The organism is Actinoplanes sp. NPDC051470 (assembly GCF_040682035.1).
GTDB lineage: Bacteria > Actinomycetota > Actinomycetes > Mycobacteriales > Micromonosporaceae > Actinoplanes.
The window spans coordinates 209,707-226,465 of sequence record NZ_JBFBAA010000014.1; the positions used below are offsets into that span (position 1 = coordinate 209,707).

Below are 16,759 nucleotides of genomic sequence, written 5' to 3' on the forward strand. Positions count from 1 at the left end.
GGTTGCTCAATACCGTGAGCGCATGTTTGACGGAGACGACCTGGACGCCGCGGAGCGGCGGGTGGACGAGTGGCAGGCCGGCCTGGAAAGACGGGCGGCCGAGGCGCGTGATCTGGCGTCCCGGCTGACCGGGCTGACGGCATCGGCGGCGAGCCGCGACAAGCTGATCACGGTGACCGTGAACGCGACCGGCGTGACCGCGCTCGAGCTGGCCGAGGGCATCCGGCAGCGGCCGGCGGCGCAGACCGCGGCGGCGATCGTCGAGACCATGCGGGCGGCGCGGGCGAGGCTGGCCACGCTCGTCACGGAGTGCACCGAGGAGACGGTCGGCGCCGACTCGGAGACCGGCCGGGCTGTGCTCGGGGCGTACGCGGCGCGCGATGTCTGAGCGGTTCGGGGTGCGTCCGGGCGACCTCGTGGCCCACGCCGGCCGCGTGGAGACGATCGCGGGGCAGGTGGGCGCGGCGGCGCGGGCGGGTGCGGCCACGCGGGTCGGCGATGACGCGTACGGGCAGCTCTGCGTGATGGTGCCCGCGTTGCTGAACGTCATGCGGGACACGTTGGTCGACGGCATCGACGCGGCGGCGGAGTCGTTGCGCGACACCGGTTCCCGGCTGCGGGCGACGGCCGCCGACTACCGGGCGGCAGATGTCGGGAACGCGTCGGCGGTGCGATCGGCGGGCACGTGGTCCCGGTCGCGCTCGGTGGGGCCGGCCGGGTCGGATTGATGAGCGAGCCGAGTCCGTGGGCCGGTGTCTGGATCGCCGAGGACATCGAGCTGATCGCCCGGGGTGTGCGCGACGGCAGCTGGGTGGACGGCACGATCGGCGTGGTCAGCGCCGGGCTGGACGGGCTCGCGCTGATGTCGGATCCGGCCGGCGCGCTGCTCCAGTACGGCATCGCGTGGCTGATCGAACACGTCAAGCCGCTCTCTGAGGCGCTCGACTGGCTGGCCGGTGACCCGGTCGCGATCGCGGCGCAGGCGGAGGCGTGGCGCGGTGTGGCGGCGAAGCTCGGCGGGGAGGCGGAGGCGCTCGGCCGGGCGGTGCGGGACGAGGTCGCCGAGTGGACCGGCGCGGCGGGGGACGCGTACCGGAGCTGGGCCTCGGGCCGGCAGCAGGCGTTGCGGGCGCTGGGCCGGGCGTCCGAGACGATGGCGCTGCTCACCGAAGGTGCGGGGGCGCTGATCGGCACGGTTCGGCTGATGGTCCGCGATGCGGTGGCGACCGTGGTGTCGCGGCTGGTGGTGTACGCGGGTGAGGTGATCGCCACGGGCGGGCTGGCGACGCCGCTGGTGGCCGAGCAGGTGGCGACCCTTTGCGCGGCGTGGGGAGCGCGGATCGCTCGGTGGTTGCGAGGGCTGTTGGCCAGTCTGCGGAAGCTGATCGGTGACGGTGAGCGGTTACGCGGGTTGATCGACTTCCTGAAGCGCACGCTCGGTGGTGACGCTGGGTCGGGCGGAGCCAAGGGGCCGCGTCCCGGCGATCCGGGCTTCGACGGTGGCCTGCACAAGGCGCCACTCGGCGAGGACTTCGCACCCGGCGTTCGCGATCCGGACGGACGCTTCAAACCGAAGGAGGCGGCGGTGGCGGAGCGGCTCGCCGCTGAGGGCGAGATGGTCCACGCTCGTGTACGCAGTCAGGTCGAAGGCGACAAGAGTCCGGATGCGATGGTGCGCACCGGTCCCGGGGATGGCGGCACGGTGACCGAGTTCAAGACCATGGAGAGTGCGTCGAGCGGGGCCGTGTCGCACCGGATCACCGACGCCGGGAAGCAGGTGGCGTTCGCCGGCGGGGGCGACGTGGTGATCGACGGCCGAGCCGTCGGTCTGACCGAGGAGACGGCCAGGCTGGGCCATGCCCGCGCGCTCGGCCGGCAGTCCGCGCACGGCATCGCCATGCCCGACCGGGTCCGTGTCATTCTGGGCGACGGCACCATGATCGAGCTTCCGTGACGAGGGGGTGTGGCACGTGTCGTCGTGGGAGAACATCCTTGTGATGACCGACCGACCGCCGGCCGAGACGGCCGCCGTGCTCGCGCCGCTCGCCGGCCTGGAGATCCAGCGCGGAAGCCGCGACCAGCTGATACTCGGCCGGTCGGCCCGGCTCGGACCGGGTCGCGTCGGCGGCGAGTTGCTCCTCGACAACACCGGCGAGCCGGACTGGCGCACCAACCCGCTGCGTTCGATGTTCGACGCCTTCCCCACCGTGTTCGAGGTGCAGTACACGGGCCGTGACGAGGACGTCCAACTGGCCGAGGCGCGACTGCTCTTCGGGGAGCTGACGGCCGCGCCCCTGCTGCTGGCGCTGATCCAGGCGGTCGACTTCGTCCTCGCCATCAGCATTCCCGGTACCGGGGTGGTCACGATGCCGGCGGGCACCAGTCCCTACGAGGAGGACCGCGACTTGTGGCTGCCGTATCTACCGGTCGGAAAGAACCCTTCCTAATGGCTGCCGGGCCTTGTGGCTGACCGAAATTGATTGCCTTATCAAGTGATCTTGGCGAGCGTGATGTCGGCCCGGAAATGCACAGTGTCAGGAATGTGACAGCGGTCGATGTCGGTCGTCGGTGGGTCGGCGATCTCGCGGGCGCCTTGATCATTGTCCACTGTGGTGGTTGAGTGATTCGTGATCATTGCATAGTGGAAGCATTGGTGCTGCGCAGAGTGGTGGTGAAGCTTTGTTTGCATGCTGGACACCATGGTGAAATATGGGTGCGGTTGGATAGATCTGCTGGGGCGAATAGCGAAGCCGGCATGCAACTTGCACGAGCGGTTCGCCGTGCAAGTTGCATGTTTCGCGGCCCTGGGGCCTGCTGATCCAGTGTCGAAACAGCGGATTGAGCGATCGACTGGATTTCATTCACGAGCGTTTTTGGGAAGCCGCAGGTTCCCTCTTCCAGTCGATCACCGGAGGTGGAACTCTTCTAGCCAGCAGTAGCGCCAGCGACACGGACGGTGGTGGTACGGAATGCGTCCAGACGTTCTGGTCGGTCCGAGCGAATGGGTGGTCGAGCAGTTCGGTGACAAGGTCGCCGCCGAACTCTGGACCCGGGTTCCCGAGGCGCTGAGCACGGCGATCGACCGTGAAGTGAACGCTCACCCCCACACCACGCAGACCACCGAACGGATCCTCGCCAACCCGCGTTGGCCGCTTCCGTACGAAGAGCTTGTCCTCTTCCTCGGAACGCTGCCGGGCGCCGAGATCATCAGTGTCCCGAAGTCGATCTACCAGCTCGTGGTGATCAACGGACATGTCGTGGTGCCTTGGTGCTACGGCCAGTCGGCTCGTGAGTCCATGCGTGACGCCGAGGTCGGCCGCTCGTTCGGCCGGCTCGCCCGCGAGCTGCTCCGCCGCTTCGGTCCGCCGTGGCGCCGGCCGCCCGCCGAGACGCCGTTGCCGCTCGACGCGGTCGACGAGCGTGAGGTGGCCAAGATCTGCGCGGCCATCGCCGGCATCGACCCCAAGCCCGAGGTGGTCATCGCCGGCTATGCCGGAGCGCCACACGTCGGCCTGCTCCGCGCCTGCCTGGGCGAGGTGAAGTCGACCGACAACGGCATCCTCAACTGGAGCCACCTCGACGACCTGCCGCTGCCCCCGCCGGTGATCCCGCGCCCGCGGCGCATGCAGTTCCCCTGACGGGCAAGGCTCAGGACTGTTTCGCGGTGATCCCGTCGACCAGGCGGGACATGCCGTCGAGCATGCTCTCGAGGCCGAAGCCCAGGCCCGCGTCCTCGTCGTACCCGGCTGGAGCGTCGATCACGCCGCTGTCCAGGAGCCGGCCCAGCGAGCTTGGTTCGGCGGAATCCTGGTAGGCGCCTACGTGACGACGGGCGTCCTGTTCCAGCGCCGGGGTGAGCGATGAGCGGCGCGGCGGAAAGAGCGCGAAGAGCTCGCAGGGAAGGGCCGGCCCGGGCGGCGGCGCGAGGCCACCGCCCGGGGTGGTGCGGGGGTCAGCCGCCGTTCTGGGCGGCCACGAAGGCGGAGACCCAGGAGAGGGAGGCGTTCCAGTTGATGGTCAGCTCGTTGGTCGACCAGCTCTGGATGTGGTCGATGTAGCAGAACTGGGCCACGCAACCGGTGAGTTTGCTCTGGGCGTACGGGTCCTGCAGGGAACTGTTGGGGCCACCGGCCAGGGTGCCCACGGGCGGGTTGGGCATGGTCGGCTCGATCGAGTGGGCGTACCAGCGGCTGTGCTGGTTGTGGGCGTTGACCTGGCCGTACCCCGTGACGTAGCTGATGTTCAGGGCGTTGCGGCCGAGGATGTAGTCCATGCCCTCGATGGTGGCGTCGCGGTAGGCGGGGCGGCCGGTCAGGTGGTAGGCCGAACCGATCACCACCAGGTTGTTGAGGACCAGGCTGTTCGAACCCCAGTCCCACGAGTTGTTCGGGGGCGCGTACGGGACCGCGTAAGGGTGGGCCTTCTGCGTGGCCACGTACTTGTCGGCGCCCTGCACCACCGAGCGCACCACCCGGGCGCGGCCGGGCAGCCGGCTCGGGACCTGCGCCAGGTCGAGGCGGGCGGCGGCGGCCGTGTTGCCCCAGTCGAACGCGCCGGGGCCGAAGACGTCGGCGGTGTGGTACGGCGAGGCGAGCACCCGGTCGGCGTACTGCTGCTCGCCGGTTGTCAGGTACAACTCGGCCGCGGCCCAGTAGAACTCGTCGCCCACCTGCGCGTCGCTGTAGGTGCCGCCGCCGACGCCGTCCTGGTCGGAGGCGAGACGGTCGGGGTTGGCGACCGCGGCGGCGAAGGCGGTGCGCGCGGCAGCCAGCGACCGTGCGGCGAACGGGCGGTCGAAGCGACCGTAGAGGCGGGCGGCCTGGGCGGCGGTGGCGGCCAGGTTCAGCGTGGCGGCGGTCGACACCGGGTGCAGCTCGCGCAGTTCGGGGTCGAGGTGCGGCCAGAGCGGGAGACCGGTCCAGTTCCGGTCGTGGATCTTGTGGTGCACCATGCCGGCCAGCGGCTGCCCGGCCGGCACCTGCATGGCGAGCATGAAGTCGAGTTCCCAGCGCACCTCGTCGAGGAGGTCGGGTACGCCGTCGCCGCTCTCCGGAATGGCCAGGGAGCGGGCCCGGGAAGCCCCGGTCTCGTACTGGTTCATCAGCTGCCACGCCGAGATGCCGCCGTTGACGACGTACTTGCCGTGGTCGCCGGCGTCGTACCAGCCGCCGGTGACGTCCAGCCGGTAGTCGCAGACGCCGGGCTGGCAGGGGACGTTGCCGTCGCCCTGGTTCGGGGGCACGTCGACGTGGCCGGCCGGGCGGGCGTAGCCGGGGCGCAGGTCGGCACGGATCTCTACGCCGGAGCGCTGCGTGTAGTAGAACTTCAGCGCGTCGGTGCTCAGCCGGTCGTACGCGGAAGGGTCGATCGTGAAGGGCCGGCTGGTGAAGCCGCCGGCCGTCAGGGTGAAGCCGGTGCCACGCCCCTGGAAGCGGCTGAAGTCGATCGAGTGCACGTTCTGGCCGCTCGAGACGTCGACGCCGCGCGGCTTGGTGCGTCCGTTGGCCACGATGGCGCGGCCGCGACGCAATTCCCAGGTGGCCGGCGTGGTCGATTCGGTGACCAGGGTGGCGTTCTTCGGACCGTAGGGCAGGTAGCCGGCCTGGTTGACGCGAACCGGCGGGCCGGTGTCGGGAGCGTACGGCGCGGGTGGCACGCCGGCGACCAGGGACACGTCGTCGAGGCAGAACCGCCACGGCTCCGGGCTGCCGCCGACCTGGAAGGCGACCTGAGAGTCGCCGTCGAGGATCCGGGGCGCCCGGAACGTGTACTCGAACGTGCCGCCGCCCTCGGTGAGCAGCGCGTTCTCCTCGAAGTAGGTGGTGTAGGGCGAGGCCGACTGGCCCACCATCGCGCGGGCGACGTAGGTGCCGCTGGCGAAGAACCGGAGGCGGTACCAGGTGCCTTCGACGAGGCCGAGCCCGCTCTGTCCGATCGAGACGTCCCAGCGGTTCGCCGTGCCGCCGGGCGCGGCCAGGCAGGCGTGCCCCGAGGAGAGGTCGATGGCGTTCGGTGGACTGGAATACCAGGGTGCGACGGTGCCGTCGAAGGCGCCGTTGACGACCAGCTCGGACTCGGCGGCGAGGAAGGCCGGAGTGGAGGGAGAGGCGGGCGCCACGACGAGGGCCGCGGCGAGAAGAAGATGCCGGATCACAGTTGCTCCTCAGGACGAGTGAGGTTTGGGAGCGCTTCCATTGATCCGGCACAATATAGCGCTAGGGCATGAGGTGAGCACGAACCGCAGTGACGGCAGCCGCCAGGGAGGGCGGTCTTCGGCCGAACCGGCCCGCGGGCGCTACGCGTCTGCGACAATCCGCCGCCATGGCATACGTGGTGACCGGCGGCGGTCGCGGTATCGGCCGAGCGATAGCGACCCGCCTCCTGCAGACCGGCGCGCCGGTGGTCGTACTCGACGTCTCGCCCTTGGACTGGGACCACGAGCAGATGACCCCGGTGATCGGCGACGCCTCCGACCCGGCCGTGGCCGCACGCGCAGCCGGATCAGCGACCCCTCTGCATGGCTGGGTCAACAACGCGGCGGTCTTTCACGACGCCTGGCTCCACGACGGCGCCGGCCCGGTCCTGGACCTGATCACCCGCAACCTGACGCCGGTGGCCGTGGGCAGCGCCGCGGCGATCCAGGCCTTCCTCGCCCAGCGCACCCCCGGCGCGATCGTCAACGTGTCGTCCCACCAGGCGCAGCGCCCCGTCCGAGGCGCCCTGCCCTACGCGACCGCGAAGGCCGCCATCGAGGGCCTGACCAGAGCGCTGGCCGTCGACTACGGCCCGTCCGGCATCCGCACCAACGCGGTGGCCCTGGGCTCGATCGCGACCGACCGCTCCGACTCCCACCTGGCGTCCCTGGGCGCCGCCGACCGGTCGTCCTTCGAGCGCGAGATCCGCCTGCTCCAGCCGCTGGGCCGCATGGGCACGCCGGCCGAGGTCGCCGAGGTGGTGGCTTTCCTGCTGTCCGACGCCGCCTCGTTCCTGAACGGCGCCGTGCTCCCGGTCGACGGCGGCCGTTCAGCGGTCGGTCGCGACCCGGAGGAGAACGAACAAGATCTCTAGCGGGCCTCGTCGGACGCGGCGTTCGAGCGGCTGGTCGAGGAACGGCTCACCACCCATGTCGCGGGGCTGACCCGCACGCTCGGGTCCCTCGACGAGCTGATCGACGTCAACCGCGCCCGCCGGGCCGCCTCCGGCACCGCGAAGGCGGCTGACCCGGTCGGCTAGCCTCGGGGGAATGGAGTCGCCGCAGGTCATTCGGGATCGTGCCGTTTCGGTGGCCGACTACCTGCTGGCCGTGCGGGCGTCGATGGAGCGGCCGGCTCGCGTTGTGCCTGGTGACACCGTCTGGATCGACGCGTTGCCGGGGCGGGTCGAGAGTGGGCCCGCCGAGGGCACGGCCAGCTGGCTGCGGGTGGGGCTGCCGGAACTGCCGGGGCCGGTGGACGTGCCGGCTGAGTTGCGCGACGGCTTCGAGCGCAATGACACCGATGACGCCCTGCTGGAGCGGTGGAAGGACGAGCACTGGCGGCCCTGGCGGGAGCTGACCGCCGAGATCGAGCAGACCCGGGTGCTGCACCGGCGGCTGTTCGACCTGATGCACCTGCTGGACATGAGCGCCGCCACCACCGAACTGGTGTGGGGGCACGGTGTGCTGGAGACCGTGATCGGTGACCAGAAGGTGCGTTATCCGCTGGTCGCCACGCCGGTGATGATCGAGTACGAGCCGGACCGGTCGCTGATCACGGTGTCGCCGAACGGGCCCAGCCGGCTCCAGACGGATGCGCTGACCGGGACCGACGACCGCTACCTGGCCCAGCTGCTCGCGATCGCGGGGCCGGGCGGCATCGTCGAGGCCGACCTCTGGAACGACCTGGACCGCCGCGAGCTCTTCGAACGGGCGATGGCCCGGCTGGGATACGACAAGAGGATCGACGGGCCGGCGGGCACGACGCGGATCGTCGACACCGGCGTGATCTTCGCCCGGCCGAAGCAGCGGCAGCTTCGCGGGTTCCTGGAGAACCTGCGTGAGCGGCTGCGTAACGGTGGAAGTCCGGGGTCGCTGTCCGCGATCGTCGCGCACGAGCCGTCCAAACTGGTCCTGCCCGACGACAAGCCGGAAGACTGGACGCGGGTCGGTGAGCGGCTGCTCATGCCGCTGCCCACCAACGAGGCGCAGGAGTCGATCGCCCGCCGGCTGGCCCAGCACCGCAACGTGGCGGTTCAGGGGCCGCCGGGCACCGGCAAGACGCACACCATCCGCAACCTGATCTGCCACCTCATGGCCAACGGCAAGCGGGTGCTGGTCGTGGCCCAGAAGGAGGATCCGCTGCGGGTGCTGCGGGACGGCCTGCCCGAGGGCATCCGCGCGCTGTGCCTGGCCGTGCTGGGGCGGACCACCGACCAGCTCGTGCAGCTGCAACTGGCCGCCCGCGAGCTTTCCGACCGGGCCGCCACGCTGGACAAACGCGCCGAGGCGGCCCGGGTCGAGCGGCTCACCGGGAAGCTCGAGGACGCCGAGGACGAGCTGGCCCGGACGCTGGGCAACCTGCGCGCGATCGCCGAGAACGAGGCGGCCACCTATGTGATCGACGGCGCCGATCTGTCGCCGGCCGAGGTCGGCGCCTGGCTGCGGGAACGCGCGCCGGCCGACGGCGGCATCCCGGATCCGGTCGCGGGTGATCCGCCGCTGGGGGCCGACGAGTTCGCCACCTTGCTGGAGCTCGCGAACCGGCTCGACGCGGGTGATCGCGCCGCCGCCATGCGGCCCCTGCCCGACGTCGCGGTGCTGCCGACGGCGGGCGAGGCCAGGGACGATCGAGACCGGCGGGACGCGGCCCTGGCCGAGACCGAGAGCTTCGAGACCCGAGGGCTCGACCCCGATGCGGTACGCGAGCACGGCCGTGACGCGTACGCCGACCTGCTGAACGACCTGCACGAGGCCGTCCTGTGGCTGCGCCGCCGGGAGGGTTCGTGGACCGGCCGCCTCGGCCGCCTGCTCGACGACCCGCACTGGCAGCGCCTGTGGTCCGACCATGTGGCCGCCACCTCGGTGCTGCTCGGTGAGCTGGCCGAGCTGTCCCGGGGCCTGGCCGGCCATCGGGTGACCGCGCAGGTCGCGGCCCCGAAGCAGTTGCTGTCGCAGCTCGCCGAACTACGGCAGCGTTTCGCGACCGGTCGAGCGGTGAGCCGGCTGATGCAACCGGGCCTGCACAAGCTGGCGGCGGAAACCCGGGTGGACGACGAGCCGCTGCGCACGACCGACGATGTGGACATCGCGACAAATCACGTCAGGCGGCTGCAGGCGAGGCGGCGGCTGGCCGATCACTGGTCCGAGTGGATTGAGCGGCTCGCCATCCCGGAGCAGGGCGCCGACGCCGAGTCGTGGGCGGGCACGCTGCTTGCCGACGCCGCGCAGTCGCTGGACTGGGACACCAAGCACTGGCCGGATCTGTCGGCACGGCTCCGTCTGCTCGTACCCCAGGAAGAGCTGGACCGGGACGCCGAACGTCTGGCCGCCGTGGAGAGCCTGCTCAGCGAGGGGCCCGCGGTTTTTGATCTCGACGAGGTCGACGCCCGGATCGCCGGGACGAGCCGGGCGCTGGAACGCTGGCCGCGGTTCAGCCACACGTTCCGGGAGCTCGACGGCTGGGACGAGCAGCGCGCGGAGATCAAGCGCCGGCTGGACCTGCGCCCCGAGGTCGAGCAGTACATCGGCCTGCGCAATCGGCTGGCCGAGGCCGCGCCCGAGTGGGCCGACCTGATCGAGGCCGGCGAGGTGCCCGCGGTGTCCGGCGACGCGTGCCTGCGGGCGTGGGCCTGGCGGCGGGCGCAGACCTGGTTCGACGTGGTGGCCGGCAGCGTGGACCCGGCGGTGCTGGGCCGGCGGGTCGAGGCGGCGCGCGAGAAGATCCGCCTGCTGACCGGCGAGCTGGTGGTCGCCTCGGCCTGGCTGGAGGTGTCCCGGGCGCTGGACGACCGGCGCCGCGCGGCCCTCGCCGACTGGACCACGGCGCTTCGCAAGATCGGCAAGGGTACGGGCCGGACGGCCGCGGCGTGGCAGGCGCACGCCCAGCGGGCCATGGAGTCGGCCGTCGAAGCCGTGCCCGTCTGGGTCATGTCGGTCGACCGGGCGATCGAGCAGTTCGCCGGCGGGGCTCACTTCGACGTGGTCATCGTGGACGAGGCGTCGCAGGCCGACCTGTTCGCGCTGCCGGTGCTGGCGCTGGCCGAGCGGGCCGTGGTGGTCGGCGACGACCAGCAGATCGGACCGCAGCTCGGCTTCGTCGGCTCGGTGACCGGCCTGATCCACAGTCATCTTCAAGACGTGCCGTCGGCCGAACACTTCGACCCCGAGTCGTCGCTGTACGACCACGCGGTGCGCCGCTCGCCCGAGCGCATCCTGCTGACCGAGCACTTCCGCTGCGTACCGCAGATCATCGAGTTCTCGTCCAAGCACTACTACGACGGCAAGATCATGCCGTTGCGCGCCGACCGGCCGGCCCTGGCGCCGATCAGGAAGATCGCCGTCGACGGAACGAGACAGACCCTTCAGCCGTACGGAGAGGTGAATCTCGCCGAGGCCGAGGCGCTGGTCGGGCAGGTCGCCGCGATCGTCGCCGACCCCGCCTACCGCGGCAAGTCGCTCGGCGTGATCAGCCTGCTGTCCACCAGCGGGCAGGCGGCCCTGCTGCTGGAGCGCATCCGCGAGGCGATCGGCGAGGACGAGATGGAGGCGCGGCGGCTGCGGGTCGGCGACGCGTACACGTTCCAGGGCGACGAGCGCGACGTGGTGCTGGTGTCGATGGTGGTGTCCGCGAAGGACGGACGGGTGGCCGCGTTCACCCGGCGCGAGTACCACCGGCGGATCAACGTCGCCGCGTCCCGGGCCCGCGACCAGCTGTGGATCTACCACTCGGTGCAAGCGTCGCAACTCGTGGCCGACGACGCCCGGGCGTTGCTGCTCAACTACGAGCCGGCCGCCGCTTCCGTCCAGGAGGCCAAGCCGGAGAACGACTTCGAACGCGACGTCCACCGGCGGCTCACCGAGCGTGGCTACCGGCCGACGCCACAGTTCCGGCTCGGGGCGTACCGGATCGACTTCGTCCTGAACGCGCCGGACGGCCGGCGGCTGGCCATCGAGTGCGACGGGGACGCGTACCAGGGGCCGGAGCAGTGGGAGAGCGACATGCGCCGGCAGGCCGTGCTGGAGCGGGTCGGCAACTGTGTCTTCGTCCGCATCCGGGGCAGCATCTTCGCCCGTGAGCCGGACGCGGCGATGCGCCCGGTCTGGCAGCGCATCGCCGAGCTCGAGATCAGTCCGGCGGTTCCAGCCGCGCCTTGAGCCGGCTGTACTCGGACAGCAGCGTGAGCAGCGCCGTGCCGTCGATCAGCTCCAGCGGGCGACCGGCGGCCACCTCCAGCGCGTCGGGCTCGTAACCGGCGGTGGTGACCAGGATGCCCTTGGTGGCGCCGGTGGCGGTCATCTCCTCGGCCAGCGCCCGGGCCGTCTCGCCGTCAGCCGGGACGCCGCGGGTCGCGTACACCACGATCGTGCCGCCGAAGACCGGTCGCGGATCGACCGCGACCCACCAGCGCGACCCCGCGCCCTCCCGCCCGGCCGGGCCCATCTCCAGGCCCATGTTGCCGAACAGGTCGGCCAGCGTCTGCCCGAACTCGTCGTCGCTCATGGCCAGCAGGTTGGGCCGCTCGTCGATCTCGGCCAGCACGTTGAACTCGCCGGTCAGGTCCTGGTCGGCCTCGCGGTCGAAGTCGAGGATCGTGGTCACGCCGGCCAGCGCGTCGGGCGACTCGGAGAGGTTCGCCTGCAGGTGTTTGAGGCACGCCACCGGATCGACCCGGCGCAGCCTGATCGCCGCGAAAACCTCGCGCTGGGTACGCAGGGAGACCAGGCAGGGCCGGACGAATTCGCCGGTACGCCGGTCGATCGTGTCCACGATGCCGTTGAAGGACACGTTCTGGACCAGTCCGCCGCGGTCGGCCTCGACGATCTCGTGCACGGTCCGCAGCGACACCTGCGCGATGATCTCGGTGTAGCGGCGGCGGATCTCGGCCTCGTCGCGCGGCACCGCGGTCACGTCGTCGCGCACCCGGTCGTACCGGTAGTCCTTGACCACCGGGATCACCTCGACCGGCGGCAGGTGGTACTCGACCAGCAGGTGCTTCTGTTTCGGCAGGTAGGCGAGCCGGAAGTGCTGGGGGAAGTCGTCCGGGTAGACGGAGTTGCCGAGCACCATCGCGAAGTACTCGACCACGCTGGCCGGGTCGGCGTTCGCCACCGCCGCGGCGAACCGGTCGACCTCGGCGTTGTAGGTCGCGATCTTGGCTTCGTACTTCTTGATCTTCTGCTCGTACGCCCGCTGACGCGCCGCCAGTTGCTGCCGCCGGCGGGTCTCCGCCTCCATCCACCGTTCGCGCGCCTGCTCGTAGGCCTGCCGCGCGTTCGCCGTGTGCTGCTGATGGGACTTCTCGCCGACCAGCACCTTGCCGAGCCGGCGCGGTTCGGGCGGAGCGTAGCTGTCCCATGACGGTTCGGGGTGGGGCCGGCCCAGCGGGCCCGGGTCGAACGGTGGCACCTGCAGCGGCTTCTTGAACCGGTCGAGGTCGATGTGGTCGTCCACGTCGAGAGTGGACAACAGCAGGGCGTCGAGGTCGGACAGGCGGGCCCGCACGTCGGCGTTCAGTGACGCGGCGTCGGCGCTTCGTGCCTCCGCGTACAGGCGTTGGCGTTCCCGTTGTCGCTCGGCGTTCCGAGCCGCTTGCTGGGCGGCCGCCACGGCCAGGTCGTGGTTGCGGCGGATGAGTTCACGTTGCTGCGTCGCTGCCGTGCCCGCCCGCTGCTGTGCGGCGGTCTGGGTGGCGTGCTCGCGCTGCATGTCCCGGATGATGCCCACGGTTTCGACCTTATCTCCCGGTCACTTTCCGCTCATCCAGCGGTGCCCTGCGTGGCGGGTGTAGCGTTCGGTTCCGCGATCGGCACTCGTTGTGACTGTCTGTCATGGATTCGACGGTAGACGGAGACCTGCGGCACACGGTGTGGTGGTCATCCGATCGGCTATAACAGGTCCCCGTTCGGCCGAGAAACCGCAGATCATTGTTTTGTTGGGTGATCCGCGAAAATATTGGCCACGATGCCCCCTGTAAACCCGTGCCGTGACGGGTCGTAATAGGTGAGGGCAACGGTCGACACAGGCAGGAGGGGGCGAGCGAGTACGTGACGGCACCGAACGAACGCATTCCGCGTACCCTTCCCTCGCCCCGCAGCCGCGCCCGGAAACCCGCCCCGATGGACTCCTGGTTCACCTACGACGCGGCCGGCGACACCGTGGTCTGGTCCGAGGGACTCAGCACGATGGTCGGCCGCTCGCCCGACAAGCACGAGGTCAGCCGGCAGGTGCTGGCCCGGTACGTGCACCGCGACGACCAGGCCACCGCGCTCACCGCCCTGACCCGGGTCTGGAGCACGCACGACACCGTGCACACCACGGTCCGGCTGGTCCGGGCCGACGGCGGCTGGTTCGACGTGGACGTCCGGCTCGAGTCGGTGCCCGGCCCCGACGGCACGATCCGCGGCATCCGCGGCATCATCACCGACGTCTCGGCCCGGGAACGGGCCCGCCGCGAGGTGGCCCGGCTGGCCCGGCGCGGCGAGACCGTGCAGACCTCGATCTCCGACCCCGACCCGGCCACCGGGTTGCTGACCCGGGCCGGGTTCGCCGACGAACTCGACCGGGCCCTGCGCAGCGGCGGGGGAGCGGTGCTGGTCATCCGGATCGAGCCGGACGACCGGCCGCGGGACGGGGGCGGGACGCAGCGGCCGGAACGCAACGCCGACCTGCTCCATCGCGCGGCGCGCGTACTCGAAGGGTTGGTCCGCCCGGCCGATCTCCTCGGCCGGGTCGGCCCCAGCGAGATCGGCGTGCTCCTGGCCGGCGCGTCCTGGGCCCTGTCCCGGCGGCAGGCCGACCTCTTCGTCGAGTCGCTGCGCGCTCACCCGTTCGTGCTGCCGGACGCCTGGTCCCGGGCCAAGGCCTGGGCCGGGCTGGTCCGCTTCCAGCCCGGCGGCGACACCGGCAGCCACGACCTGCTGATCGACGCCGAGCAGGCGTGGCGGCAGGCCCGGCACGCCGACCGGCCGCTCACCCAGGTGCCACACCCGGTGCCCGCCCGCGACCGGCAGGGCTCGTACCGCGAGCGGGTGGCCGACGCGCTCGGCACCGATCGCTTCACGCTCTACTCCCAGCCGATCCTCGACCTGCAGACCAACCAGGTCGTCCGGCACGAGCTGCTGCTGCGCATCCTCGACGAGCACGACGGGCCGCAGTCGCCGAGCCAGGTGCTCGACATCGCCGAGCGGCTGGACGCGATCTTCGACATCGACCTGTGGGTGGTCGAGCGGGCGATGCAGCTGGCCGCCGAGCACCACGACCTCAACCTGCAGATCAACCTGTCCGGACGCTCGGTCGGCGACCCGCGCCTCACCGGCGAGGTGGAGCGGCTCATCGAGCGCTACGGGGTGAACGCCGAGCAGCTCACCTTCGAGATCACCGAGACCGCGCTGATCGGCAACCTCTCCGAGGCGCGACACTTCGCCGACCGGGTCCGTGACCTGGGTTGCGAGCTGGCCCTGGACGACTTCGGGTCGGGGTACGCGTCGTTCCGCTACCTGCGGATCTTCCCGATCGACCTGGTCAAGATCGACGGGGAGTACGTCGTGAGCCTGGTGAAGAACCCACAGGACCAGGTGCTGGTGCGGGCGCTGGTGCAGGTCTGCCAGGCGTACGGCATACACACCGTGGCCGAGTTCGTGCAGGACGAGCCGACCCTCCGCCTCCTGCGTGAGCTGGGCGTCGACTTCGTCCAGGGCTACCACGTCGGCCGGCCGACGCCTCTTTCACCCGCGCGACTTCGGCAGTCCTGAACCGGGTTCTCCCGCGCCCCGTTTGGGGTATGCGTGGAGGCATGGAGAAGTGGACGATCGCTACCGAGGCCGAGAAGAGCCCCGATTTCCGCCGGGTCCTGTGGACCGGCGAGCACACGCAGCTTGTCGTCATGACGATCCCGCCGGGCGGTGAGATCGGCGAGGAGGTCCACGAGGTGGACCAGATCCTCACGTTCGTCAGCGGCATGGCCAAGGCCAAGGTCGGCGGCGAGACGCGCAACGTCGAGCAGGGCGACCTGGTCGTGGTGCCGGCCGGCAAGAAGCACAACTTCGTCAACGCCGGGCCGAACCCGCTGGTCCTCTACACCGTCTACGGCCCGGCCGAGCACGCCGACGGCGCGGTGCACAAGACGAAGGAGGAAGCCGACCGGCTCGAGGAGGAGGGCAAGGACGAGCCGCCCAACTCGTAACAGTTGTTACCGGCGCCGGAACCGGCCGAGGCCCCCCAGCCAGCCGGTTCCGGCGCCGTGCCTGGGGTTGAGTCCTCGAGCAGAGTAACTGTGACGTTCAACCATGTCGATCGAGCTGCCCGTTTGTGCGACCTCGGCTTCACAACCTGCCCACCCGGGCGATGCCGCCACGATGACGTTTAACTAACCTGCCATCCATGGACGAGCCACGGTGGTTGACCGACGAGCAGCAGCAGACCTGGCGCCGGTTCGTTTCCGTCCTGTTCAGATTGCCCGCCGCGCTCGAGGGGCAACTGCAGCGGGACGCCGGTTTGACTCATATGGGTTACCTGGTGCTCGCCAGCCTGTCCGAGGAGCCGGACCGCCGCCTCGCGATGAGCAAGCTCGCGAAGAAGGCGACGGCCTCGCTCTCCCGGCTGTCGCACGTGGTCGCTCGGCTCGAGGCCCAGGGATGGGTACGCCGTGAGCGCGACCCCGAGGACGGCCGCGTCCAGATCGCCGTCCTGAGCGACGCCGGGCACCGCAAGATCGTCGAGGCGGCGCCCGGCCACGCCGAGGCCGTGCAGCAGTACGTCTTCGACCGGCTGACCCCCGCACAGGTCAAACAGCTGGCCAAGCTCTGCGACCAGTTCCTCGAGGGCTCCTCCTAGCCCCGGGTCAGAAGCGGCCCCCGCTGCTCCGCCGCCCGCCGCCGCGCCCGCCACCGCTCGTCCGGCGGCTCCGGGAGCCGCTGCCGCCGAAGCCGCCGCCGCTCCACGAACTGCCGCCGCGCGACCGGCTCCGGTAACCGCCCCGGCTGTTGCTCTCCCCGGTCAGCAGCCCGCCCAGAAACGCCCCGAACAGCGAGTCGTCGCCGGCCGGGGCCGCCGGGACGTAGCCCTCGCCGAAGCGAAGCACGTCGTTCCGCGCGTTCCGGCTGGACGTCGCGGCCAGGCTCTGCGCCCGTTGCGCCTCGGTCACGGCGGTCACCGGGTCGGCCGCGGCCAGGCTCTCGGCCAGGGCGAGGTGCCGTTCCGCCTCGGCCAGCGTGGACCGGGCGCTGGTGTTGACCGCGCCCCGCCGGGTGGTGATGTAGCTGTTCGCCGCGGCCACCTCGGCCCGCGCCACCGGCAGGGCCTGGGCCAGCAGGCTGCGGGCCCGGGCGGCGCGCTCGGCCACGTCCCGCGCGTCGGCGAGCGCCTGGTCCAGCCCGGCGTCGGCGGCCTGGAGCCGGGCGGTGACGCCGATCGGGTCGGGCGTGGACCCGGCCAGGTCGGCCCGGGCCTGGGCCAGGGTCTGCTCGGCGGTGCTCATCGCCGCGCTCAGGGCGCCGGCCTCGGCGCTCGCCGCGGCGGCCGTCGGTAACCATTTTCGCGTGTATCTCACCGCACTATCATCGGCA

Annotated in this window: 13 protein-coding genes and 1 pseudogene; 10 read left to right on the top strand and 4 right to left on the bottom strand. The window is 71.1% G+C overall.

Annotation, left to right across the window (positions count from 1 at the left end; all coding sequences use genetic code 11):
- Positions 1–22: 22 nt before the first annotated feature.
- Genes AB0M54_RS25165 through AB0M54_RS25180 form a run of 4 tightly spaced genes read left to right on the top strand, consistent with a single transcriptional unit; the run spans position 23 to position 2,447 of the window.
- Positions 23–388, top strand: a complete 366-nt coding sequence (locus AB0M54_RS25165; RefSeq protein ID WP_364474071.1) for a YbaB/EbfC family DNA-binding protein — start codon at positions 23–25, stop codon at positions 386–388.
- A complete protein-coding gene (locus AB0M54_RS25170) occupies positions 381–728 on the top strand; it encodes a type VII secretion target (protein WP_364474073.1) in 348 nt (115 codons plus the stop codon). Before AB0M54_RS25165 ends, AB0M54_RS25170 begins: the two co-directional genes overlap by 8 nt.
- A complete protein-coding gene (locus AB0M54_RS25175; protein ID WP_364474075.1) occupies positions 728–1,954 on the top strand; it encodes a WXG100 family type VII secretion target in 1,227 nt (408 codons plus the stop codon). The genes AB0M54_RS25170 and AB0M54_RS25175 overlap by 1 nt, the downstream gene beginning before the upstream one ends.
- Positions 1,955–1,997: 43 nt before the next feature.
- Positions 1,998–2,447, top strand: coding sequence for a hypothetical protein (locus AB0M54_RS25180; protein ID WP_364474077.1), 450 nt, complete (start codon positions 1,998–2,000; stop codon positions 2,445–2,447).
- Between the two features lie 41 nt (positions 2,448–2,488).
- Here the strand turns inward: AB0M54_RS25180 and AB0M54_RS25185 are convergent, their stop codons facing one another.
- Positions 2,489–2,689 carry a hypothetical protein gene (locus AB0M54_RS25185; RefSeq protein WP_364474079.1) on the bottom strand — a complete coding sequence of 67 codons (201 nt, stop codon included), beginning with the start codon at positions 2,687–2,689 and terminating at the stop codon, positions 2,489–2,491.
- Positions 2,690–2,969: 280 nt separating this feature from the next.
- Between AB0M54_RS25185 and AB0M54_RS25190 the strand changes: the two genes are divergently transcribed.
- Positions 2,970–3,638 carry a hypothetical protein gene (locus AB0M54_RS25190; RefSeq protein WP_364330373.1) on the top strand — a complete coding sequence of 223 codons (669 nt, stop codon included), beginning with the start codon at positions 2,970–2,972 and terminating at the stop codon, positions 3,636–3,638.
- A 314-nt stretch (positions 3,639–3,952) separates the two neighbouring features.
- Here the strand turns inward: AB0M54_RS25190 and AB0M54_RS25195 are convergent, their stop codons facing one another.
- Positions 3,953–6,154: a glycoside hydrolase family 9 protein gene (locus tag AB0M54_RS25195; RefSeq protein ID WP_364474081.1), complete on the bottom strand. Its 2,202-nt coding sequence runs from the start codon at positions 6,152–6,154 to the stop codon at positions 3,953–3,955.
- Positions 6,155–6,321: 167 nt separating this feature from the next.
- Between AB0M54_RS25195 and AB0M54_RS25200 the strand changes: the two genes are divergently transcribed.
- Both AB0M54_RS25200 and AB0M54_RS25205 read left to right on the top strand, forming a co-directional pair.
- Positions 6,322–7,068 (top strand): SDR family oxidoreductase, encoded by a 747-nt coding sequence (locus AB0M54_RS25200; RefSeq protein ID WP_364330367.1) that lies wholly within the window; start codon positions 6,322–6,324, stop codon positions 7,066–7,068.
- Positions 7,069–7,243: 175 nt separating this feature from the next.
- Positions 7,244–11,350 (top strand): AAA domain-containing protein, encoded by a 4,107-nt coding sequence (locus AB0M54_RS25205; RefSeq protein WP_364474083.1) that lies wholly within the window; start codon positions 7,244–7,246, stop codon positions 11,348–11,350.
- On the opposite strand, the gene AB0M54_RS25210 is transcribed toward AB0M54_RS25205, so the two are convergent.
- A complete protein-coding gene (locus AB0M54_RS25210) occupies positions 11,322–12,920 on the bottom strand; it encodes a restriction endonuclease (protein ID WP_364474085.1) in 1,599 nt (532 codons plus the stop codon). The genes AB0M54_RS25205 and AB0M54_RS25210 overlap by 29 nt on opposite strands.
- 320 nt (positions 12,921–13,240) lie before the next feature.
- On the opposite strand from AB0M54_RS25210, the gene AB0M54_RS25215 reads away from it, so the two are divergent.
- The 3 genes from AB0M54_RS25215 to AB0M54_RS25225 all read left to right on the top strand — a co-directional run bounded on the left by AB0M54_RS25215 (position 13,241) and on the right by AB0M54_RS25225 (position 16,028).
- Positions 13,241–14,947: an EAL domain-containing protein gene (locus tag AB0M54_RS25215; RefSeq protein ID WP_364330358.1), complete on the top strand. Its 1,707-nt coding sequence runs from the start codon at positions 13,241–13,243 to the stop codon at positions 14,945–14,947.
- Positions 14,948–14,988: 41 nt separating this feature from the next.
- A complete protein-coding gene (locus tag AB0M54_RS25220; protein WP_364330355.1) occupies positions 14,989–15,378 on the top strand; it encodes a cupin domain-containing protein in 390 nt (129 codons plus the stop codon).
- Between the two features lie 197 nt (positions 15,379–15,575).
- Positions 15,576–16,028, top strand: coding sequence for a MarR family transcriptional regulator (locus AB0M54_RS25225; RefSeq protein WP_364474087.1), 453 nt, complete (start codon positions 15,576–15,578; stop codon positions 16,026–16,028).
- Between the two features lie 7 nt (positions 16,029–16,035).
- Here the strand turns inward: AB0M54_RS25225 and AB0M54_RS25230 are convergent.
- Positions 16,036–16,759, bottom strand: a pseudogene (locus AB0M54_RS25230) (TPM domain-containing protein); the annotation flags it as partial.

Bases quoted from the DNA above. Each gene is read 5' to 3' on its own strand.
- AB0M54_RS25165 (WP_364474071.1), top strand. From the start codon at position 23: ATGTTTGACGGAGACGACCTGGACGCCGCGGAGCGGCGGGTGGACGAG.
- AB0M54_RS25170 (WP_364474073.1), top strand. From the start codon at position 381: ATGTCTGAGCGGTTCGGGGTGCGTCCGGGCGACCTCGTGGCCCACGCC.
- AB0M54_RS25175 (WP_364474075.1), top strand. From the start codon at position 728: ATGAGCGAGCCGAGTCCGTGGGCCGGTGTCTGGATCGCCGAGGACATC.
- AB0M54_RS25180 (WP_364474077.1), top strand. From the start codon at position 1,998: ATGACCGACCGACCGCCGGCCGAGACGGCCGCCGTGCTCGCGCCGCTC.
- AB0M54_RS25185 (WP_364474079.1), bottom strand. From the start codon at position 2,689: ATGCAAACAAAGCTTCACCACCACTCTGCGCAGCACCAATGCTTCCAC.
- AB0M54_RS25190 (WP_364330373.1), top strand. From the start codon at position 2,970: ATGCGTCCAGACGTTCTGGTCGGTCCGAGCGAATGGGTGGTCGAGCAG.
- AB0M54_RS25200 (WP_364330367.1), top strand. From the start codon at position 6,322: ATGGCATACGTGGTGACCGGCGGCGGTCGCGGTATCGGCCGAGCGATA.
- AB0M54_RS25205 (WP_364474083.1), top strand. From the start codon at position 7,244: ATGGAGTCGCCGCAGGTCATTCGGGATCGTGCCGTTTCGGTGGCCGAC.
- AB0M54_RS25220 (WP_364330355.1), top strand. From the start codon at position 14,989: ATGGAGAAGTGGACGATCGCTACCGAGGCCGAGAAGAGCCCCGATTTC.
- AB0M54_RS25225 (WP_364474087.1), top strand. From the start codon at position 15,576: ATGGACGAGCCACGGTGGTTGACCGACGAGCAGCAGCAGACCTGGCGC.